The 20,462-nt window shown below is 63.1% G+C and carries 23 protein-coding genes; 2 read left to right on the plus strand and 21 right to left on the minus strand.

Annotated elements, in window-relative coordinates:
* On the plus strand, positions 1–658 hold a 658-nt coding region (locus J4F42_08775), incomplete at its 5' end, for a tetratricopeptide repeat protein (GenBank protein MCE2485591.1).
* Complete coding sequence (locus tag J4F42_08780; GenBank protein ID MCE2485592.1) at positions 655–1,470, plus strand: CbbQ/NirQ/NorQ/GpvN family protein; 816 nt, start codon at positions 655–657, stop codon at positions 1,468–1,470. The genes J4F42_08775 and J4F42_08780, both read left to right, overlap by 4 nt.
* Positions 1,471–1,519: 49 nt before the next feature.
* Here J4F42_08780 and J4F42_08785 read toward each other — a convergent pair whose 3' ends face one another.
* From J4F42_08785 to ectA, 21 genes are all read right to left on the minus strand, one after another.
* Positions 1,520–2,203: a uracil-DNA glycosylase gene (locus J4F42_08785; GenBank protein MCE2485593.1), complete on the minus strand. Its 684-nt coding sequence runs from the start codon at positions 2,201–2,203 to the stop codon at positions 1,520–1,522.
* 24 nt (positions 2,204–2,227) lie between these two features.
* Entirely contained in the window at positions 2,228–3,109 is an 882-nt protein-coding gene (locus tag J4F42_08790) for an endonuclease/exonuclease/phosphatase family protein (GenBank protein ID MCE2485594.1), read from the minus strand.
* A 110-nt stretch (positions 3,110–3,219) separates the two neighbouring features.
* Positions 3,220–4,695 carry a leucyl aminopeptidase gene (locus J4F42_08795; protein MCE2485595.1) on the minus strand — a complete coding sequence of 492 codons (1,476 nt, stop codon included), beginning with the start codon at positions 4,693–4,695 and terminating at the stop codon, positions 3,220–3,222.
* A 25-nt stretch (positions 4,696–4,720) separates the two neighbouring features.
* Positions 4,721–5,098 (minus strand): hypothetical protein, encoded by a 378-nt coding sequence (locus J4F42_08800; GenBank protein MCE2485596.1) that lies wholly within the window; start codon positions 5,096–5,098, stop codon positions 4,721–4,723.
* 3 nt (positions 5,099–5,101) lie between these two features.
* Positions 5,102–5,401, minus strand: coding sequence for a hypothetical protein (locus J4F42_08805; GenBank protein ID MCE2485597.1), 300 nt, complete (start codon positions 5,399–5,401; stop codon positions 5,102–5,104).
* A 53-nt stretch (positions 5,402–5,454) separates the two neighbouring features.
* Positions 5,455–6,468, minus strand: a complete 1,014-nt coding sequence (locus tag J4F42_08810) for a 2-oxoacid:ferredoxin oxidoreductase subunit beta (protein ID MCE2485598.1) — start codon at positions 6,466–6,468, stop codon at positions 5,455–5,457.
* A gap of 49 nt (positions 6,469–6,517) precedes the next feature.
* On the minus strand, positions 6,518–8,377 hold the full coding sequence (locus tag J4F42_08815) for a 2-oxoacid:acceptor oxidoreductase subunit alpha (GenBank protein ID MCE2485599.1): 1,860 nt from the start codon (positions 8,375–8,377) through the stop codon (positions 6,518–6,520).
* Between the two features lie 169 nt (positions 8,378–8,546).
* Positions 8,547–10,271, minus strand: coding sequence for a signal peptide peptidase SppA (gene sppA / locus J4F42_08820; protein ID MCE2485600.1), 1,725 nt, complete (start codon positions 10,269–10,271; stop codon positions 8,547–8,549).
* 3 nt (positions 10,272–10,274) lie between these two features.
* Entirely contained in the window at positions 10,275–10,655 is a 381-nt protein-coding gene (locus tag J4F42_08825; protein ID MCE2485601.1) for a hypothetical protein, read from the minus strand.
* 113 nt (positions 10,656–10,768) lie between these two features.
* Positions 10,769–10,984 (minus strand): Fe-S cluster assembly protein IscX, encoded by a 216-nt coding sequence (gene iscX / locus J4F42_08830; protein MCE2485602.1) that lies wholly within the window; start codon positions 10,982–10,984, stop codon positions 10,769–10,771.
* Between the two features lie 3 nt (positions 10,985–10,987).
* Positions 10,988–11,353, minus strand: coding sequence for an Hsp70 family protein (locus J4F42_08835; GenBank protein MCE2485603.1), 366 nt, complete (start codon positions 11,351–11,353; stop codon positions 10,988–10,990).
* Entirely contained in the window at positions 11,326–11,778 is a 453-nt protein-coding gene (locus J4F42_08840; protein MCE2485604.1) for an Hsp70 family protein, read from the minus strand. Before J4F42_08840 ends, J4F42_08835 begins: the two co-directional genes overlap by 28 nt.
* Positions 11,736–12,770 carry an Hsp70 family protein gene (locus tag J4F42_08845; protein ID MCE2485605.1) on the minus strand — a complete coding sequence of 345 codons (1,035 nt, stop codon included), beginning with the start codon at positions 12,768–12,770 and terminating at the stop codon, positions 11,736–11,738. The genes J4F42_08840 and J4F42_08845 overlap by 43 nt, the downstream gene beginning before the upstream one ends.
* Positions 12,758–13,471 (minus strand): Fe-S protein assembly co-chaperone HscB, encoded by a 714-nt coding sequence (gene hscB, locus J4F42_08850; protein MCE2485606.1) that lies wholly within the window; start codon positions 13,469–13,471, stop codon positions 12,758–12,760. Before hscB ends, J4F42_08845 begins: the two co-directional genes overlap by 13 nt.
* A 24-nt stretch (positions 13,472–13,495) precedes the next feature.
* Complete coding sequence (locus tag J4F42_08855; protein MCE2485607.1) at positions 13,496–13,837, minus strand: iron-sulfur cluster assembly accessory protein; 342 nt, start codon at positions 13,835–13,837, stop codon at positions 13,496–13,498.
* A 10-nt stretch (positions 13,838–13,847) separates the two neighbouring features.
* Positions 13,848–15,068, minus strand: coding sequence for an IscS subfamily cysteine desulfurase (locus tag J4F42_08860; GenBank protein MCE2485608.1), 1,221 nt, complete (start codon positions 15,066–15,068; stop codon positions 13,848–13,850).
* 374 nt (positions 15,069–15,442) lie between these two features.
* Positions 15,443–16,882: a sodium/proline symporter gene (locus J4F42_08865; GenBank protein MCE2485609.1), complete on the minus strand. Its 1,440-nt coding sequence runs from the start codon at positions 16,880–16,882 to the stop codon at positions 15,443–15,445.
* A gap of 26 nt (positions 16,883–16,908) precedes the next feature.
* On the minus strand, positions 16,909–17,829 hold the full coding sequence (gene thpD, locus J4F42_08870) for an ectoine hydroxylase (GenBank protein ID MCE2485610.1): 921 nt from the start codon (positions 17,827–17,829) through the stop codon (positions 16,909–16,911).
* Positions 17,829–18,227 (minus strand): ectoine synthase, encoded by a 399-nt coding sequence (locus J4F42_08875; GenBank protein ID MCE2485611.1) that lies wholly within the window; start codon positions 18,225–18,227, stop codon positions 17,829–17,831. The genes thpD and J4F42_08875 overlap by 1 nt, the downstream gene beginning before the upstream one ends.
* Entirely contained in the window at positions 18,224–19,513 is a 1,290-nt protein-coding gene (gene ectB, locus J4F42_08880) for a diaminobutyrate--2-oxoglutarate transaminase (protein ID MCE2485612.1), read from the minus strand. The genes J4F42_08875 and ectB overlap by 4 nt, the downstream gene beginning before the upstream one ends.
* Positions 19,510–20,049, minus strand: a complete 540-nt coding sequence (gene ectA / locus J4F42_08885) for a diaminobutyrate acetyltransferase (GenBank protein ID MCE2485613.1) — start codon at positions 20,047–20,049, stop codon at positions 19,510–19,512. The genes ectB and ectA overlap by 4 nt, the downstream gene beginning before the upstream one ends.
* Positions 20,050–20,462: the final 413 nt, after the last annotated feature.

Here is a 20,462-nt window from a genome sequence, read left to right on the forward strand (position 1 = left end):
CGCGCTGCGCGGCATCGGCAACGTGTATTACGACTTTGAGGAGCATACCAAGGCCATCGGCTACTATGAGCGCTACCTGGCTCTCCGGCCCGACGACGCAAACGTTCGCACCGATCTGGGGACGATGTACCTGTACACCGACCGGGCAGACCGGGCCATTACCGAATATCAGACGGTGATTGCCGCAAACCCGGACTTCTTTCAGGCCCATTTCAACCTGGGCATTGCCTACCGGGAAAAGGCGGACCTTGCCCAGGCTCGCCAGAGCCTGGAGCGGGCCAGAGCCCTGACCGACGACGAGCGGGTCCGCGACCGGGTGGACCACGTGCTGGCCCAGCTGAACGGCGGCGCCCCGCCTCAGGCCCAGCCGCGCACCGCGTTTCAGCACGCGGTCGAACAGCTCTTTCACTCGCACGATATCATGGGCCCCAAAGTAGCCCTGATTGAGTGGTCGGCCCCGGCCGGCGCCAAAGTCTATTTGCAAAATTTTCCGATCCAGGGTATGCCCCCGGACGTTCGCAACCGTTTTCTGGCCAAGCTGCGGATCCAGATCGGGCTGGCCAAGAAGAACAATAATATTGACGCCAGTGTCATTGTCGAACTGATTGACGCTGAGACCCGCAGTGTCATGGAAACGCTGCAAACGGAAACATCATGACGGACACCAACGGACAGGCTCCATTCTATCTGCCTATTGGCGATGAGGTTGACATCTTTCGGGCGGCCTACGAGTGCCGCCTCCCCGTCCTGCTCAAAGGGCCGACCGGCTGCGGAAAGACGCGCTTTGTCGAGTATATGGCCCACATGCTGAGGCGGGAAGAGAAAGAAGAGGTACCCGGCAACCTCATCACCGTTGCCTGCCACGAGGATCTGACCGGCAGCGATCTGGTCGGACGCTACCTGATTCAGGGCGACGAAACCGTCTGGATTGACGGGCCGCTGACCCAGGCCGTGCGGCTCGGCACGGTGTGTTATCTGGACGAGATCGTCGAAGCCCGCAAGGACACGATTGTCCTGATCCACCCGCTGACCGACCACCGGCGGATTCTGCCGATCGACAAAAAGGGTGAAATCCAGCAGGCCCACTCCGATTTTTTGCTGGTCATCTCCTACAACCCGGGCTATCAGAGCATTCTCAAAGACCTCAAGCACTCCACCCGCCAGCGTTTTGTGACCATCGAGTTCACCTACCCGCCGCGCGATAAAGAGGCCGAGGTGATTGCCCACGAGAGCACCCTGGAGCTGGAGACCGCGCTCGACCTCGCCCGGCTGGGAGAGAAGGTCCGCCATCTCAAGGCCAGCGGTCTGGAAGAGGGGGTGAGCACGCGGCTGCTGATCTACGCCGGGCACCTGATGCGCCAGGGGGTCTCGGCTCGGCGGGCGTGTTCGGTGGCAGTATCGCGCTCGCTGACCGATGACGTGGACTCACAGCGGGCCATCGACGAGGTCATCAACGCGATTTTCCCCTGAGCCACGCCGTCCCGTTCAGCCGACCACAGCGTGCGGCTGAGACCGATCCTCAGGGCTGGTCGATGAGTCGGCGCGCCTGCTGAAAGACGGCCTGAAACATGTCTCTGGTCAGCCGCCCGGTGAAGGTGTTCTGCTGGCTGGGGTGATACGAGCCGATCAGCGTTACCCCGTCAAGATCATGGCTCAAGCCGTGGCCAAAGCGCGGTTTGGGAGAGGGCACGTACAGGCCGAGTTCGCGGCGGGCGCTCAGGTAGGCCTGAAACGCGATGTGGCCGAGGGCGACCACCACCCGGACGCGTGTGAGCAGTTGCAGCTCTTGGACCAGATAGGGCCGGCAGGCCGCAAACTCTTCGCGCAAGGGCTTGTTGTCCGGTGGGGCGCAGTGCACGGCCGAGGTGATACAACAGTTGCGCAGGACGAGACCGTCGTCCCGCTGGCTGGAGGTCGGCTGGTTGGCAAACCCGGCCGCGTGCAGGGCTCCGTACAGCCAGTCTCCGCTGCGGTCTCCGGTAAACGCCCGCCCGGTCCGGTTCCCGCCATGGGCGGCCGGGGCGAGACCGACAATCAACAGCCGGGCTTTGGGGTCGCCGAAGCTGGGTACCGGTTTTCCCCAGTAGGTCCACTCCCGATAGCGTTTGACCTTGTCCTGAGAGATGCGGGCGAGATAGTCCACCAGCCGGGGACAGCGTGCGCAGCCGACGATCTGGCGTTGGAGCTGGGCAAAGCTGGGCATACACATGTTCCCCAATATCAGGGCCTATGTCTCGAGACGCAAGCTCAGCATGATTGCACAATGGTCCGGATGGTCTCCCAGCCGGGGAATTTCGCGTATGGAGTCCGGAACGATCCTGCGCACGAGGTCGTTGGATACAACGATATGATCAATCAGGGCGGTGTATCTCGGGTCGCAGCTGGTTGGCAGTCCAGCCGTCGCCAGATGTAAGCCGAGCCGGGCCGACGACAGCTCACGCCAGGCCCAATCGTCGTCGAGCGCCAAGCGACGGTTGAAGTCGCCCAGAATGGCGTAGGGGATGCTCTCCGCCTGTCTGGCCTCGACCCAGGACTTGAGCGCACCGATCTGGTACCGGAGGATCTGGCAGATGGCCGTGCGTTCGGCGTCCCGGTCCTGTTCTGCTCCCCAACACCCCGAGACGAGATGGACCGACAGCAGGCGCAGGCCGGCTCCCTGGCGTATGGTGATGTCGGTGCCCCAGGGGATGTCGGGATTGGAGTTGGCCAAGCTGCTCAGGTCCGGGTTGCGCTGAAATGCGACACCTGTCCGTATTGCAAACCCCGTCGCCTGATGGCGCAGGCGCGCGTCGGGTCGCTCCCGGCACGACGCGCGTTGTCCGACCTCGGGACGCGAGGACAGCACGACCTGCCAGTCGGCCGCCGGAAACACACGGGCGGCGGCGGCTTCGTTTTCGACTTCCTGTATGGCAACGAGGTCCGGCGTGAGACGCGCGATCTGTGTTCGGATGACGGCGTAGTCGGCGTCCTGTCTGGAGACGCAGCCGACATGGGAGGCGGCGTTCAAGTGTTCAAGATTCCAGACGGCAAGGGTGAGTGCCGACGCGCTGCGGGGATGAGCCGCAAGGAAGAGGATCAACAGCCCCAAACACAAGCGTGGGAATGTCACACTCCCCGCTCTTATCCGGTCACGTCCAGAGTCTGCTCGGAAGCCTGAGCGTCCGCCAGGCCCGGCTCGGACCGAGCCACGGCTCGGCATGCCCCCTCCCCCGCCGTGGCTCACACGCTCATCACGTAGCGCACCAGGGTCCGCACCCCGAAGCCGGTCCCGCCCCGCGGGCTGTAGGGCAGGGCGCTCTGGGTAAAAGCCGGGCCGGCAATATCGAGATGCGCCCAGGGCGTATCGCCGACAAACTCTTCGAGAAACAGGGCGCCGGCAATCGCGCCGCCGGAGCCGCCACCGATATTCTTGATATCGGCCACCGAGCTTTTGATGTCGTCTCTATAGTCTTTGACCAGCGGCAGCGGCCAGAACGCCTCGCCGGCCTGTTTGCCACACGCCATCAGCGCGTCGGATAACTCCTGGTTATTGCAGAACAGGCCCGCCACCCGCGAGCCGAGCGCAACCACGCAGGCACCGGTCAGGGTTGCCAGATCAATAATGACATCGGCCCGGTCTTCAACCGCTCGAATCAGGGCGTCGGCCAGAATCAGACGCCCCTCGGCATCGGTGTTGAGGACCTCGACCGTTTTGCCGTTTTTATAGGTAATGATATCGCCCGGTTTCTGGGCTGTGCCGCTGGGCATGTTTTCGGTTGAGGGCACATAGGCCGTGACCTGCACCTTGGGCCTGAGCTGGGCAATGACCTGCATGGCGCCCAGGACGGTCGCCCCGCCCGACATATCCAGCTTCATCGTCTCCATGGATTTGGGCGTCTTGAGCGACAGGCCACCCGAATCAAAGGTCAGCCCTTTTCCAACCAGGGCAATTTTTTTCTTGGCTCTGCCCTCGGGGGTGTAACTCAGCTTGATGAAGCGCGGCTCTTCGACACTGCCCTTGGCCACCGCCAACAGACCGGCCATTTTTGCCGTTTTCATCCTGCTGAGGCCGAAGACTTCGGCCTTGAGTCCGCCGCTGCGGGCGATTTTTGTCGCCTGTTCGGCCAGATACGACGGGGTGGACACCGACGCCGGCTCGTTGATCAGATCGCGCGCCAGACACACCCCGGGCGCGGTTTTCCGGGCCGCCGCAAGCGCCCTGGAGAGCGCGGCCGTCTTGCGCAGTCCGGGCCCGACCAGACTCAGGCTGCCAACCCCTGCCCGCTTGGGGGTCTTGTCCGACTTGTACTTGTCAAAGCTGTACGCCGACAGCAGGCTGCCTTCCACCACAGCGGCCAAGTCGGCCTCCGGCCGTGCCTCGCTAAAAAACCAGGCCAAGCGCTTTGCCTGCTGGCTCTTGGCCTCGGCGTGGGCTTTTGCCGCGCTCCGCCGCCAAGTCTCGGTGTCGGCCGCGTCTTTTCCCAGACCGAGCAACACCAGGGTCCGGCTGGGCAGCTGGGTATGGGTCGGAAAGACAACGCTTTGGCCCGCTTTAGCGCTGAAACCGGTGTGGCCGAGGTGGGCTCTCAGAGCGCCGCCAAGGGCGGCGTCGAGGTCGTCCACAGCCCCGTTGTCGTGCTGTCCCTCGGCCAGCGGGACAACAAGCACATCGCTCTCGATCTTGGTGATCGCCTGTGACTGGACGCGGATATTCATGCCTCGTCTCCCCACGCGGCCTGACCTATTCGGCCGGCGCCTCCTGAGCCGCGGTCTCTTCCGCGGCGACGGCCGGTGGCGGCGTGGCGAGCGTCTGCGCCTTGGCAAACGCACGCAGGCGGCGCTTCAGGGTCCGAATCCCACGGCGGATCTGGTGGAGTTCGTCGGAGGCTTTACGCTCAATCGCCGCGTCACGCTTGAGCTTCATGGCGGCGAGGTGTTGCTTGATGTCGGCTTTCTGGGCGCTCGGCGTCTTGGTTTCCAGGGCTATGCCGTGCTGTTCGGCCAACAGCTTGACGAGGTCCTCTTTTTGCATACCCGTGACGCCGACGATATTGGGGATTTTGAGCGCTTCCTCACGCAGCTTGGGGGTATTCATGCGGAGCAGTTCTTTTGCGGTCATAGGCTAATCCTTGGACGGGCGGTTGGGGGTAAACGTTTTTTTGGCGGCATAGAACAGGGCGGCACCGGCTACGGCATACACGGCCACGCCTTCGAGCAGGCCGATCCCGCCCGCCAGCACAAAGACCGCCAGCACCAGGCCGGTGCCAAGCACGGCCAGGATTTTTTCAATCCGTTCTTCGCGTTTGCGGGTCTGTTCAACGTGGATGCTGACCGGCGCCCCACATGTGGGACAGCGGCCCGCGCGTTTGCGGTATAGGATCTGCCCACACTGGGGACAGGCGATGCGGAGCGGAACAGGCACACCACACCTGCTCGGGAGTCAAGGTCGAAGCCGGGTTCAGGCCATGTCAGGGTCTATTTGACCGTCCACACATTGCCCCGGTTCAGCAGGGCGTCCATGTCGCCCTGACCCTGCTTGGCCACCGCGTCTTCGAGCTGCTTGGCCATCAGCGCCTCGATCGTCTGCCGCTCGGTTGAATACAGCACGCCGATCGGGGTCGGAAAGGCGGGCGGCGTCATCCGGCTGAGCAAAAAGGCCAGGGTATGGTCGTACTCGTCGTGGACCAGCAGATCGTCGGCGGTCACCCCGTTGCCCAACGGCACGACCTCGGGCTTCATGCCGTTCATCCGAATCCCCCGGTCTTTGTTTTTGCCGAAGATCATCGGCTGACCGTGTTCGAGCAACAGCTGGTTATCCGCCTTCGTGCCCTTATCGGTCAGCGAATCCCAGGCGCCGTCGTTATACACGTTGCAGTTTTGGAGAATCTCGATGAACGCCCCGCCCTTGTGGGCCGCAGCGCGGGTGAGGGTTGTCTGCTGGTGTTTGGCCTCAACGTCGATGGAGCGGGCGACGAAGGTCGCTTCGGCTCCGAGCGCCAGGCTCAGCGGGTTGATCGGATAGTCGGCCGACCCCATTGGCGTCGACTTGGCGACCTTGCCCAGCTCTGAGGTCGGCGAGTACTGGCCCTTGGTCAGGCCATAGATGCGGTTGTTGAACAGCATGATCTTCAGCTCAACGTTGCGCCGCAGGGCGTGGATGAGATGGTTGCCGCCAATGCTCAGCCCATCCCCGTCCCCGGTCACCAGCCAGATGTGCAGATCGGGACGCGAGATCTTGAGACCGGTGGCAATGGCCGGAGCCCGGCCGTGGATGGTGTGAAAGCCGTAGGTGTTCATGTAGTAGGGAAAACGGCTGGAACAGCCGATCCCGGAGATGAATACCGCGTTTTCCTTGGGGATGCCCAGATCAGGGAAAATTTTCTGGACCTGGGCCAGAATGGCGTAGTCACCGCAGCCCGGGCACCAGCGGACGTCCTGGTCAGACACAAAATCCTTACGGGTCAGTTTTGCCGTCGCTTCTGCACTCATGAGCCTACTCCTCACAGGTGAACGAGGACATTCAGCAGGAGATCATCGTTCACTTTTCCAGCATACGGTCAATGCGAGCCGTGATTTCAGACACCTTGAACGGACGGCCCTGGATCTTGTTCAGCCCAACCGCGTCAATCAGATATTCCGCCCGGAGCAAACGCACCAGTTGGCCGAGGTTCATCTCGGGCACCAGCACCTTGTCGAAACGGCTCAGAACCTCACCCAGGTCGGCCGGCAGCGGATTCAGGTGTCGCAGATGCACGTGCGACACGCTCTGGCCTTTGGCCTGTGCCTCGACGACCGCCTCGGCAATCGAGCCATAGGTGCTGCCCCAGCCGACGAGCAGGAGCTCGCCGCTGTCCGGTCCCTCGATCTTGGTCGGAGGAATATCCTGGGTCATCAGGTTCAGCTTGCGGACCCGGACCCGCGCCATCTGCTCGTGGTTGGCCGGGGCGTAGCTGATGTTGCCGGTCAGATAGTCTTTCTCGATACCGCCGATGCGGTGCTCAAGTCCCGGCGTACCCGGTCGTACCCAGGGTCGGGCCAGGGTTTCCTCATCACGCAGATAGGGGAAGAAGCCCTGGGGATCGGTTCGGAACTCGACCGTGATGTCGGGCAGATCGGCAAAGCGGGGCAACAGCCACGGTTCTGCGGCGTTGGCCAGAAAGCCATCGGTCAACAGGATCACCGGCGTCATGTATTTCACCGCAAGGCGGACCGCTTCATAGGCGGTCTCAAAACAGTCGGCCGGAGTCGAGGCGGCAAGCACCGGAACCGGCGACTCGCCGTGGCGGCCATACATGGCCTGGAGCAGGTCGGCCTGCTCCGGCTTGGTCGGCATGCCCGTACTCGGACCGGCGCGCTGGATATCGGTGATGATCAGCGGCAGCTCGACCGACGCCGCCAGGGCCACGGTTTCGGCCTTGAGGTTCATGCCCGGACCGGCCGTGGTGGTAATGGCGATCGCACCGCCAAAGGCGGCGCCGAGGGCCGCGCCCACCCCGGAAATTTCGTCCTCGGCCTGGAAGGTGTAGATGTTATAGTTTTTGAGTTCGGCCAGGTCGTGCAGCACGTCGCTGGCCGGGGTAATCGGGTAGCTGCCCAGAAACAGCGGCAGACCGGCCTTGTTGGCTGCGGCCACAAAGCCGATCGCGGTGGCGGTATTGCCGGTGATGCTGCGGTAGGTGCCGGGCGCGATCTGGGCCGGCTTGATTTCGTACGAAGAGGCGAACAGCTCGGTATTCTCGGCCAGATTGTAGCCGCCCTTGAGCGCCAGGGTATTGGCCTCGGCGATTTCGGGCGTTCTCTTGAACCGGGTTTGAATCCACTCCAGGGTCGGCTCAATGGGACGGTTAAACAGCCACGAGACCACGCCCAGGGCAAAAAAGTTGCGGGAGCGCATGACTGTGCGGTTCGGCAGGTTCAGGCTCTTGAGCGCCTCGGTCGTCATCTTGGTGACATCGACCCGGTAGCTCTGGTACCCGTCGAGCGTGCTGTCATCCAGCGGGCTGGTCTCGTACTTGGCTTTCCTGAGGTTGGCAGGGTTGAACTCGGCCGTGTTGACGATGACAATGCCGTTGGGCTTGAGATCGCCGAGGTTGGTCTTAAGGGCGGCCGGATTCATGGCCACCAGCGCGTCGAGATCGTCACCCGGGGTGTAGACCGTGTCGTTGCTGAAGTTGACCTGAAAGGCGCTCACCCCGTACAGCGTTCCAGTCGGCGCCCGGATTTCGGCCGGAAAGTCCGGCAGCGTCCCAATATCGTTGCCCGCCAGAACGGACTCCGTTGTGAACTGGTTGCCCGTGAGCTGCATACCGTCGCCAGAGTCTCCAGCGAAGCGGATCACCACATTGTCCAGTTCTTGGACGGGTTTTTCCAGCGGAGCCCCCGCAGGGTTCGTTGCCATGCGTGTACCCTCCTCAACGTGATAACGGTTTTTTGCGACAGACCGGATTCGACTCAAGCCTTATCCCCGAGGCCAGTGGAAGGACGGCGGTAGAGTAGCTAAGACCCCCTTATATTACAAGCTGATGACCGGGGCTTTGACCGTCTTTCGCACAATCCTGCGCCCTAGGTTACAAAAAACGAAAAGACACCGGCAAAATAGCCCAGATTCGATCCCGCTCCCACCACGGCCGGCTGCCTGCCAAGGGTCCACCGCCCGGTCCGAACCCCAGTCTGGGCAGTAAGTGCCGCAGGCCGGGCCGGCGCCACAGAGAGGCCGGGCGAGGGAAACGTACCAGCCGGACGGGCCGGGCCGGGGCAACGCCGATGTGCTGTTTGACTGCGGCAATAGCCTCCTCAAGCCCACCCAGGCTATCGACCAGGCCGTGCGCCCAGGCCTGGCGTCCCGTCCACACCCGGCCCTGTGCCAACGGCTCCACCGCAGCCAGGCTGAGGCCGCGGCAGTCGGCGACTTTGTGCAGAAAATCGCGGTAAAACGCCTGAACTTCGAGGTCAAGCCGCTCCTGCTCGGCAGGGGTAAAGGCCAGGTAGTCGGAGAACAGCGCCGCCCGTTGGCCGCGGGTAAGAATATCCTTGCCGATCCCGAGCTGAGTGTACAGATTGTGAAGCACCGGCTTGCCGGCAATGACCCCGATCGAGCCGGTGATACTGGCTTCTTCGGCAAACACCTGAGTCCCGGCCAGGGCCAGATAGTAGCCGCCCGAGGCGGCCACGTCACCCATCGAAACGACGACCGGCATGTGCTCCCGGATGCGGAGCAGCTCATGCCACATGAGATCGGACGCCAGGCCCGAACCGCCGGGGCTGGCAATGCGCAGCACCAGGCCGGCAATCTTGGACTGGTCGGCGAGGGATTGCAGAGCGCGAATGAAATCGGTCGAGCCAAGCGTCCGTCCGCCGCCGGCCCGTTCGGTGGTGTGACCGTATGTGATCGGACCGTCGACCGTCATCAAGCCGATGGTCCGAACCGCGCCGCGCCACAGCTGCCGGCGTATCACCCCCGCCCGCCGACGCTGATAGGCCACAGCCTCAATCGGTTTCACCGCGCCGATCAGCGGCTCAAGCAGTGTGGGCACCTCATCCGTATAGGCGACATGGTCGATCAGACCGCTGGTGTGCGCTTCTGCGGCCAGAAACAGCCCCTGATCGATCAGCTCCCGCACGGCAGCCTTGTCTTTATTCCGGCCACGGGCGATAGCCTCGACGATTTGATCGTATACATCGTCCAGCAGGCCCTCCATCATCTCCCGATGGGCGGCGGACATGGACCCACGGGTAAAGGGTTCTCCGGCCGCTTTATAGCGACCGGCCTGGCTGACCTGGGCCTCGATTCCGAGCGTATCGAGTGCGCCCTTGAAGAACACGACCTCGGTCGCCAGGCCGAGCACGCGCAGGTGACCGGCTGGCGCCAGCACAAGCGTGTCAGCCGCGCTGGCCAGATAGTATTCCCGCATGCCTGCCTCGGCCAGGTAGACCCACACTTGTTTACCGGCCTGACGGAGGGCGAGCAGCGACCGGCGCAGGCTCTGGATCCGAGCCCAGCCCATATCGAGCTGTGACAGGCTGACTACTACCGCCCGGATTTGCTCGTCTTCGGCGGCCCAGCGCAACAGCGCGGTCAGCGTCAAAAGATCGGGCGGCTGGGGGCGCAGCAGGCCGCGCAGCGCGGACGGCGGCTCTTCGGCCGCTGAGGCACCGATATCCAGCAGCAGGGTATTGTAGGCGGGGCGGCGGCCCAGCAGGGAGGCCAGTCGGTCGGTCGCCCACAGCAGGCTGCGAACCGCCGGTCGAATCAGGCTGCGGCACACGCCGGCAATGCGCGAAACGACCGCCATGGCTCAGGACAGAAGCGGCGCGGACGCGCTACGCTGGCCGGCCCGGCCGGCCAGCTGACGGGTTTTCCAGTCCAGCAGCCCCTGGCGCAGGGAGGACGGATGAATCTCAAACGCCGCGCAGATATTGACAAAAGAAAACAGCCAGCCCGGCTCGTCGGCCAAGAACCACAGCTCGGCGGCGTCGTGCAGCTGGCGGTGTTTGCGATCCGTGGCCCACAGGTGTTTCTGGAAGCACTCAATCGCGTCTTCCAGAATGGCCAGCATCAGCCGCCGTTCCCCCTCGGCCGGAGCTTTGTGGCGCAGGCCGGCAAAAAACTGTACGGGGACCAGGACACTGGGTTCAAAGATGGCTACGAGGCCATCGGCGCTCGTTGGGTGTTGCATAGAGCAGCTCCGTCTTTCTTGGTGAAGGATTCCCCTCAGCCTCAATCCACCACATCCACACCTCCCTCTCCAAGCGAGCCGCCCCGGAAGAGCTGTTCGCAAGAGATGACAGGTCAGTCTTCGTTCTCTTCGTTATATAGTGCGAACCACGCCATTTGTACAGCCTCTAGCTTGCCCTCGCTCACATCTTTTGGATCATCGACAAAACCGTCGAGTTGGGTCACCCAGGTGAGCAGATCGGTAAAACGGATGCTCAGCGGCTCGGTCTCGGGGTGGGCGTCCAATAGGGCCTCGGCAATTTCTTCTACGCTGTCCCAGTACAAGGGCATGGTTTACACCTCGGATAAGCGCTTCTCGGTGAGCGCGGCCTGGATCGAGGTATCCATGATACGCTGGGCGAACGGCTCGGTGACCTCGCTCAGGGCCTCGCTCAGTCCACGGATCAGATCGAAATCCTGGCCGGCGGTGGCGGTCTGGAGCGCCTCGACCGCAGCGTTGATGCGGTCGGCTTCGTCCTCTTGGAGCGCTGCGGCGTTGTCCCGGAGGGCCTTGTGGGTGGCGTTGAGAATCGTCTCGGCCTCAACCCGGGCCTCGATCAGCAGTCGCTGGTCAAAGTCCTGTTCGGCATAATCGATCGATTCTTCGAGCAGCTGCTCAATCTCCTCGTCATTCAGACCGTAGGACGGCTTGACATCCACCGAGCGCTCAAGGCCGGTCCGCAGATCGAGCGCGCGTCGATCATGAACGTGACCTCCACCCGTGGTACGCCAGCCGGCTGGGGCTCGATGGGAATCGTGAATTGGGCCAGGCTGCGACAGTCCTGGACCAGCTCACGCTCTCCCTGCAGGACATGCACCTCGACCGCAGTCTGATCGTCCACCGCAGTGGTGAACATTTCTTTGACAATGGCCGGAATAGTGGTGTTGCGCTCCAGGATCTGGCTCATCACCCCGCCCATGGTCTCAATGCCGAGGGACAGCGGCACGACATCGAGTAACAGCATATCTTTGCGCCGCCCCGATAAGGTGTCGGCCTGAACGGCCGCGCCGAGGGCCACGACCTGGTCGGGATCGAGGTCGGTCAGCGGGGTGCGACCGAAGAATTCCGACACCCGCTGGCGCACCAGCGGCATCCGGGTCGAGCCGCCGACCAGAACGACGGCGCCAATATCGGCTGCGGCCAGGCTGGCATCCTTGAGAGCCTGACGACACGGAAGCAGGGTACGGGCGATAATATCGTCGACCGCCGACTCCAACTCATGGCGACTGAGGGGCTGCTCGAAGGCGATCCCTCTGTCGGGCAGACTGAGCGACAGCCGGGCTTGGCCGCTTTGGCCGCAGCCTGGGCCTGACTCAAAACCTGGGCGTCGTTCCGCAAATCTTCGGCCAGCCGGCTGAGCACAAAGCGCTCGGCAAGACGCTGGTCCATATCATCGCCGCCGAGTCGGGTATTCCCGTTGGTCGCCAGCACCTCAAAAATACCCGTGTGAAGGCGCAGAATAGAAATGTCAAAGGTCCCGCCGCCAAAATCATACACGGCGATCAGGCCCTCTTCCTGCTTGTCCAGACCATAGGCCAGCGAAGCCGCGGTGGGCTCGTTGACCAGACGAATGACCTCCAGGCCGGCCAGCCGACCGGCGTCCTTGGTGGCTTGGCGCTGCGAGTCATTGAAGTAGGCCGGAACCGTAATCACGACCTTTTTGACCGTTTCGTGCAGGGCGGTCTCAGCCCGTTGGCGGAGGTCGCGCAGAATGGCGGCAGAAATCTCAGGCGGGGTATAGCTGCGATCATGCACGGCGAAGCGGACGATGGCCTGGTCTTTCTTCTGTCCGTCGTCCGGGACAAACGCGTAGCGCCGACGGTCCTCGTCGCTGACGTGTTCCATGCCCAGGCCCATGAAACGCTTGACCGAGCGTAGCGTGGTCAGCGGATGGGCGGCTTCGCGGAGGGCGGCCCGGGCGCCGACCAGAGACGTGCCGTCGGGCAGAAAGCTGACCACCGACGGCAACAGGCCGCTGCCGGTGTGGCTATCGGTCAGCACCCGGGGGGTCTCCCCGTCGATGTAGGCGATCAGGCTGTTGGTGGTTCCCAGATCAATACCGACTATGCGTTCCACGATACCTCGTTTTCCTTTTCCACATCCCGCAAGAGGGTCCGCAGATAGGCCATCTCAGACAGGACGCTTTTCAGCTCGGCCAGCAGGGCGGATGTCTCAGGTGAAGGCGAATCATCCTGGCCGCCTCCAGAAGAAAGAGAGGAGGATTCGCCTGTGTGCTCCTGCCAGCGAGAAAAATTCCGGGTCAGGGCGGTCTGGGTTTGCGCCCGTTGCTCTTCGAGTTGGGTTCGCAGCTGGCTCAGGGCGTCGTCCACCTCGGCCTGCTTGCCCGCCCGGCGGGCGTCGCGCAGCTCTTCGAGCTGTTCCTGGACCGCAAAGACCAGACTGGCCAGCTGGGGCGGCACCCGGTTATTGTTCGCGCCGAGCTTTTGGCCGTGAAATTCCAGCCAGTACACCCCACGCTGGGCGGGGTCGCGCAAGGTCCGGTAGGCCCGGTTGACGATCGCGCTGTTGTGCAGGCTGGCCTCGCGTTCCTGGGCGCTGGCGGTCTGGTACAGGTCGGGATGGAGACGACGGCTCAGCTCATAGTAGCGGGTGGACAGGGCGGCTTCATCAAGCGCCGGGTTCCGCTCCACCCCCAGAACCCGAAAGTAGTCAAGGTCGGTCGGCAGCGGCTGGACCGCCTCGCAGCGCGAACACAGCACCGCGACCGGGACCTCGCTCTGGCAGCGCCAGCAGCGGATCGTCTCAGAGGTGGCCATGGGAACGAGAGCAGGGGAGAATCGCTACACGGAGAAAGAGCTGCCGCAGCCGCACGAGCGTTTCACGTTGGGGTTGTTGAGCTTGAACCCGGAGTCCATCAGGCTCTCGGAGTAGTCCAGCTCGGTGCCTCGGAGATACAGAAAACTCTTGCGGTCGACCAGAACCTTGACGTTCTCGCGCTCGAACACCCGGTCTCCGTTGCGTTCGGCGTCAAGGTTCATTTTGTACGACAGCCCCGAACACCCGCCGCCGACGACTTTCACCCGCAGGCCGTGGCCCTCCAGCCCCTGTTGGCTGATCAGGGCGTGGATCTTCTGCACCGCATTGTCGCTGATACCGATTTTCAGTTTTGAAGGCTGTGCCATGGCGTCTTCCTCAGGCGGTTTTCCACTGCACGGACTTGAGGTCAATGCCCTCTTTGGCCATCTCATACAGCGGCGACAGATCGCGCAGCCGCTGCACAACCTCGACGATGCGTTTGGCCACGATATCGACCTCCGTCTCGGTATTGAAGCGGCCCAGCCCGAACCGAATCGAGGTGTGGGCCAACTCCTCCCCCACCCCCAGCGCCTTCAACACATACGAGGGCTCGAGGGTCGCCGAGGTACAGGCCGACCCGGACGACAACGCCACGTCCTTGTTGATGCCCATCAGCAGCGATTCGCCCTCGACATACGAAAAGCTCAGGTTCAGGTTGCCGGGCAGGCGCTGGGTCGGATGTCCGTTCAGATAGACTTCTTCGAGTTCTCGGGTGATGCCGTCGTGCAGCCGCGTGCGCAAACCGATGAGCTTCGCCGCCTCGGTCTCCAGCTCCTGGACGGCCAACTGACACGCCTTACCAAAGCCCACGATGCCGGGCACGTTCAGGGTCCCGGACCGCATGCCGCGTTCGTGCCCGCCACCGTCGATGATCGGGGTGAGCCGCACCCGCGGACCTCTGGCCCGCACATACAGGGCACCACAACCTTTGGGACCGTAGAGCTTATGGGCGCTCAGGGACAACAGGTCGATACCGTCCTGCTCGACATCCATCGGGATTTTTCCCACCCCCTGGGTCGCGTCGCAGTGGAACAGTACCCCCCGGTCTTTGGCAATCCTGCCAATCTCCCGAACCGGATGCAGGGTGCCGATTTCGTTGTTGGCGGCCATGATGGAGATCAGCACGGTGTTGTCGGTGATGGCGTTGGCCACGTCGTCCGGGCTGACCATGCCGTATTGATCGACCGGCAGATAGCTTACCTCGGCCTTGCCGGCCCGTTCCAGCGCCTTGCAGGAGTCGAGCACCGCCTTGTGTTCGGTCACGCACGTGATGACGTGGTTGCCCTTGTCTTTATAGAATTCAGCCACGCCCTTGATGGCCAGATTGTCCGACTCGGTCGCGCCGCTGGTAAAGATGATTTCCTTGGGCTTGGCACCGATGGCCTGGGCAATCTGGCTGCGGGCGGTATCGACGGCCTCTTCAGCCGCCCAGCCAAAGGGGTGGTTGCGGCTGGCGGCATTGCCAAAGTGTTCATTGAAGTACGGCAGCATGGCCTCCAACACCCGCGGGTCCATCGGGGTGGTGGCCTGGTTGTCCATATAGATCGGCTGTGGCATGGCTGAAATCCTCACACGCTCATGGGGGAATCCGGTAAAGTGGACTTTATAGGTCGAAGATAAAACGTTCCCCCAGAGCTGTCAAGCTGGCGCGCTCAGACGACCCGGGGATACCGTCGATCACCCTCAAGCGGAAGCAAAAAGCGGGCGCAGAAAACGCCCGTTTTTTACGCTCCCTGGAATGGCCTCTGTGTTTCGCCAAGATCGGGGATCGTGCGCCTCGGTATGAGCCCACATCCCACGCCCACCGGCGTGTTGACACCCGGGATCATTTGTTTGTCGGTGGCCGCTGCTGGAGGACTTCGTCATTCGGGCGGTGGCACGCCAGGGGCGTTCGGCGCGTTTCACGCTGAGCCGGAGCGTCCGAGCGGCCGTCACGACGCCTCCTCCGACTCAAGCACCGCGGCAGAGGCGAGGCAGCCCAGCCACCTGCCGAGAGCAAAGACACCCAGACCGCTCAGCATGCCTGGCATGACCTCATAGACGACTGTCTCGTTCCAGCCCAGGGAGCGCCACAGCAGCACGACACCGACCCCGACAAGCAGCATCGTGACGGCCAGCCTTTCGCTCGGCTTCTGGTTCAGCGAGTAGACGATCAGCAGCGGGCCGAACGCACTCGCCAGCGTGGACCAGGCAATCAGGACGAGGCTGAAGACGCTTTCATTGCGGCTCAGGGCAATGCCGAGGGCCAGGGCGGTGACCAGGACCGTCGCCAGTTTCGTCGCCGCATAGCTCTGAAAACGGCGCAACGGAAAGTCGCGGGTCATCGCCGCCGTACAGCTCAGGATGAGCGAATCGGCCGTCGAGATCGTGGCCGCAAACAGCCCGGCCAGCACCAGCCCCGTCAGCACCGGCGGCAGCAGCTCTCCGGCAAGAGTCGGCAGGGCGAGTTCGGCGTCGAAGTCTGCGGTTTCGGGCAACAGGAGCCGGGCGACCAGGCCGACGCAGATGGTAAGCGCATAGAAAGCGGTGTACCACCCGTAGTAGTAGCACCGGACGCGCCACATGTGCTTGGGGTCGTCCATGGCCATAAAGCGAACCATGATGTGGGGTTGGCCGATGACGGCCACCCCGGCGAACACCCAGCCGAGGACAAAGAGCACGGAGCCGCCGATGGCGCCGAACGCCGACTGTTCGGAGAACCAGTCCATGAAGCCGGGTGAGACGTCGCTGAGCGCGGCGCCGAACGCCTGCCAGCCGCCGATTTCCCGAAGTCCCGCCCACAGCATCAAGCCCATCGCCGAGATCATGACCAGCGATTGCGCGGCATCGGTCCAAATCGACGCCCGGATACCGCCGGCAAAGCAGTACAGCAGGACGATCACCGCTCCGACAACTGCCCCCACCCCGTACTCCCAGCCGAACAGGACAAACAGCGCCTTGCTGCCGGCGTTGAATTGCGCCGCCGCGTAGGCTCCCAGAAACACGACCGTGAACAGCCCGCCGAGCGCTCGCAACCGCCGGTAGTCGGTCCCATGCCACGCGCTCAAGACGCCGGCGAAGCTGTGTTGACGCCGCGCCTCAGTCGTCACCCGCAGCTTCTGGTGCACAAACAGGGAAGTCACGAAATCGCCCACGATCCAGCCCACCATCAGCCAGACCGACGACAGCCCGGCGGTGTAGGTGTAGCCGATCATCCCGATGAACATGTAGCCGCTGTTGTTCGTTGCGACCGCCGACAGCCCGACCAGCCAGGGCTTGACGCGCTGGCTGGCGAGCAGGTAGTCGGCGCCGGTCTGTTCCCGGCGCAGCACTGACAGCAGCCCGATGAGAACAAACAGCAACAGGAAGAAGCCGAAGCTGAGCAGTATCATGGGCTGGAGCGCATTCCCGGCCCCACTCAATCGCGGCGGAGAGGCATCAGCGGAACGAAGTGGGCACGTGTCGCGACGTGTTCAGGACGCGGCTTGAGGCCGCAGAAGGGTTCCTCAAGGGTGTTGGCGACGCTGTTATAGACGATGAAGACGTTGCGACGGGGGTAGGGGGAGATGTTCGAGTTTGAGCCGTGCATGGTGTTGCAGTCGAAGAACACCGCCGAGCCGGCAGGTCCGACGGGAGCGACGATACCGCCCCGGTCGGCCAGCCGAGTGAGGAGTTGGGGGGCAGGCACGCCGTACTCCTGCTTTCTGAGCGACTCTTTGTAGTGATCCTCGGGCGTCCGGCCGGCGCAGGCGACGTAGGTCGTGTGCGAGCCCGGTATCAGCATGAGTGGCCCGTTGAAGGCGGCGTTCGGCGTCAGGGCGATCGACACGCTGAGAGCCCGCATGCGCGGCATGCCGTCCTCGACATGCCAGGTCTCGAAATCGGAATGCCAATAGAATTCCTTGCCGGTAAAACCCGGTTTCAGATTAGCGCGGGACTGGTGAATGTAGGCCTCACTGCCGAGGAGCTGACGCGCCACATCAAGAACGCGGGGATCGCAGGCGAGCCGCTCGAACTCGCGGCTCAGCTTGTGCACCTGAAAGACCGAACGCACGGCCCGGCTGTCGGGCTCGATGACGGTTTCCTCCCGGTCCCGGATATCGTCGGACCGCACCAGTCGCTCCAACTCACGGTTCAGCGCAGCGATTTCATCCGGTCGGAACAGCCGCTCGGCGAACAGATAGCCCTGCGCCGCATAGGATTCGACCTCGGAGTCCGACAGCCGCTGCGTCACCGGCCCGCCGGGGTAGACGACCGGGTCGAGTCGGTCGGTCAGCCGCGGTCGGGCGGCGACACGGGACGGATAGGGGTCTTCCCGGACAGGGCTCGCCAGCGCCATCAGTCAGTCACCTCTTCGGCTTCGAGCGGGTAGACGCCGTCTTTATCATGCACCTCTTTCCCGATCAGAGGCGGGTTGAAGACGCACACCATCCGCATCCTGGTCGTGGCCCGCAGCACGTGCCGATCATGCTGGTCAAGGGCGTACAGGGTGCCCGGCGTGATCGCGTGTACGCGGCCGCCGTCCACCTCCTCAAGCTCGCCCTCGCCCTCGATGCACAACACCGCTTCGAGATGATGCTGATACCACATCGGAGTCGTCGTGCCGGGATAAATCGTCGTCATGTGCATGGAGAAGCCCATGCCGTCGGACTTCAACAGCAGCCGCACGCTGTCCCAGTTCTCGACCGCGATCCGCCTCCCCGATCTCTCCGCTTCCTGCAGTTTGCGCACGATCATTGCACCGCCTCCAGCGCTGTCGCTTCGTCGGCACGCGGCCTGGCGAGCGAGCCCCTGACGCTCTCTGCCAGAATGTCGAGCCCCTCCTTGAGTTGCTTGTCGGAGGTCGTGAGCGGACTCAGGAACTTGACCACCTCTCCGTCGGCGCCCGAGGTCTCGATGACCAGCCCCTTGGCAAACGCCTGGCGTGTGATGGCGGAGGCGATACGACCGCTGCCGCAGTCGAGCCCCTGGACCATGCCCCTGCCCCGAACGGCGAGCCGGCCGTCCACCTCTTCCGCGATCTGCTCAAGCTGGGCGTGTACGAGTCGCCCCTTGCGGCGTACTTCGGCACTGAAGTCACCGTCGCACCAGTACTCGTCCAAGACCGCCTTGGCGGTGACGAACGCCAGATTGTTGCCTCGGAAGGTGCCGTTGTGCTCACCCGGCTTCCATTGGTCGAGTTCGGGCTTCATCAACACCAGCGACAGCGGCAGACCGTAGCCGCTCAGCGACTTGGAGAGCGTCACGATGTCCGGCGAGATGCCAGCCTCCTCAAAACTGAAGAAGGCTCCAGTCCGCCCGCAACCCATCTGAATGTCATCGACGATCAGCAGCACGTCGTGCTGGCGGCAGATGGCCTCGACACGCCGCAGCCAATCGAACGTGGCGACATTGATCCCGCCCTCGCCCTGGACCGTCTCAACAATCACCGCCGCCGGATGGTCCACGCCGCTGCTGCCGTCCTCGAGCACCTGCGCCAGATACCTGGAGGTATCCGTACCGGCACCCAGATAGCCGTCGTAGGGCAGGAACGACACTCCAGTCGGGGGCAGTCCCAGACCGTCGCGGTAGTGCGAGTTGGCGGTGGCCGCCACGGCGCCGGCCGTCACCCCGTGAAACCCGTTGGTGAACGACACAATGTTGTACCGCCCGGTGGCCTTGCGGGCGATTTTCAGCGCGGCCTCGACGGCGTTCGTTCCCGTCGGACCCGTGAATTGTACCTTGTAGTCCAAGCCACGCGGGTCCAGGATGACTTCCTTGAACGTCCGCAGGAACTCGGCCTTGGCGGTCGTCGCCATGTCGAGACCATGAATGATGCCGTCGGACTCCACATAGTCGAGCAGCACCTGCTTGAGAGCCGGGTTGTTGTGCCCGTAGTTCAGCGTACCGGCCCCACTCAGAAAGTCGATGTACTCATTCCCGTTCTCGTCGATCAGGGTCGACCACCGCGCCTCCGAAAAGACGGTCGGAAATGACCGGGAATAACTGCGCACATTCGACTCCAACTCTTCGAATATCCTCATTCTGCCTCCCTCTCGTCAAAGGGACCGATCCGGAGCAGGTGCTCCTCCTCGTGCGTCTCGCCACCGAAGTCCTCAGCGCGGAAAATCGGCTGTCGAACGCAGACCGCCCCCCGCTCGCGGGCCAGCGAGTAGAACAGGGCCCAGGACGCCGCATTGGACGGAGTGACCGTCGTGTCCAGGTGCCTCACGTGGACACAGGCGGGGCGGCTCAGCGCCTCGCGCAGCATCCCTTTTCCCACTCCTAAACCGCGGGCCTCAGGACTGACCGCGACCTGCCAGATGAACAAGACGGTCGGGTCTGCCGGTTTCAGGTAGCCTGAGACGAAGCCCACCACCTCGCCGTCCGCTTCCGCAACTACGCAGGTGTCGGCGAAATCCGTGCAGAGCAACAGGTAGGAGTAGAGTGAATTCAGGTCTAGCGGTTCGCACCGCTTCACCAGGCCGTGGACCGTCGAGCCGTCGGAGCGCTGTGGTTTGCGATAGGTCACGGCGACCACCGCTGGTCGCCCTTTGTCGTTGTCTTCGGATGAAATCACAATATGTTATCTTAACGCACTGCTTGAGAGCTTCTCCACCATCGTCCAGATGGTCCGCGGCCTTGGTTTTACTGGGCTTCTAACACACTCACGGCGTTCTGGCAACGGAGAGGGGGTGCAGAAGCAGGCGTTCCATCTGTTGAGGGTCGCAGAAATCCGCTAACGTCGGCTTCGACAAAGGGGACGGAGAGAGGTGGTCACGGCGCAGATTAATCACTTATAGTGATAATATGCACAGGAGACGGGATACGTATTTCCGAACTGAGACGCGGCTGCTTTGCCGGTGACATCGGCGGCAGGCTGATCCCACGCCTTCTTGAGGGAGGCTACCGGGTGCGTGTCCTGAGCCGCAGCCAGCGGCGGATACGCTCACGCTCCTGGTCCGACAAGGCTGAGAGCGCTGGCGGTACGAC

It is taken from the genome of Desulfurellaceae bacterium (assembly GCA_021296095.1).
Lineage (GTDB): Bacteria > Desulfobacterota > Binatia > Bin18 > Bin18 > JAAXHF01.

Coding starts and splice junctions, on each gene's coding strand:
- J4F42_08780 (MCE2485592.1), top strand. CDS start 655: ATGACGGACACCAACGGACAGGCTCCATTCTATCTGCCTATTGGCGAT.
- J4F42_08785 (MCE2485593.1), bottom strand. CDS start 2,203: ATGCCCAGCTTTGCCCAGCTCCAACGCCAGATCGTCGGCTGCGCACGC.
- J4F42_08795 (MCE2485595.1), bottom strand. CDS start 4,695: ATGAATATCCGCGTCCAGTCACAGGCGATCACCAAGATCGAGAGCGAT.
- J4F42_08800 (MCE2485596.1), bottom strand. CDS start 5,098: ATGACCGCAAAAGAACTGCTCCGCATGAATACCCCCAAGCTGCGTGAG.
- J4F42_08810 (MCE2485598.1), bottom strand. CDS start 6,468: ATGAGTGCAGAAGCGACGGCAAAACTGACCCGTAAGGATTTTGTGTCT.
- J4F42_08815 (MCE2485599.1), bottom strand. CDS start 8,377: ATGGCAACGAACCCTGCGGGGGCTCCGCTGGAAAAACCCGTCCAAGAA.
- sppA (MCE2485600.1), bottom strand. CDS start 10,271: ATGGCGGTCGTTTCGCGCATTGCCGGCGTGTGCCGCAGCCTGATTCGA.
- J4F42_08825 (MCE2485601.1), bottom strand. CDS start 10,655: ATGCAACACCCAACGAGCGCCGATGGCCTCGTAGCCATCTTTGAACCC.
- iscX (MCE2485602.1), bottom strand. CDS start 10,984: ATGCCCTTGTACTGGGACAGCGTAGAAGAAATTGCCGAGGCCCTATTG.
- hscB (MCE2485606.1), bottom strand. CDS start 13,471: ATGGCCACCTCTGAGACGATCCGCTGCTGGCGCTGCCAGAGCGAGGTC.
- J4F42_08855 (MCE2485607.1), bottom strand. CDS start 13,837: ATGGCACAGCCTTCAAAACTGAAAATCGGTATCAGCGACAATGCGGTG.
- J4F42_08860 (MCE2485608.1), bottom strand. CDS start 15,068: ATGCCACAGCCGATCTATATGGACAACCAGGCCACCACCCCGATGGAC.
- J4F42_08865 (MCE2485609.1), bottom strand. CDS start 16,882: ATGATACTGCTCAGCTTCGGCTTCTTCCTGTTGCTGTTTGTTCTCATC.
- thpD (MCE2485610.1), bottom strand. CDS start 17,829: ATGGCGCTGGCGAGCCCTGTCCGGGAAGACCCCTATCCGTCCCGTGTC.
- J4F42_08875 (MCE2485611.1), bottom strand. CDS start 18,227: ATGATCGTGCGCAAACTGCAGGAAGCGGAGAGATCGGGGAGGCGGATC.
- ectB (MCE2485612.1), bottom strand. CDS start 19,513: ATGAGGATATTCGAAGAGTTGGAGTCGAATGTGCGCAGTTATTCCCGG.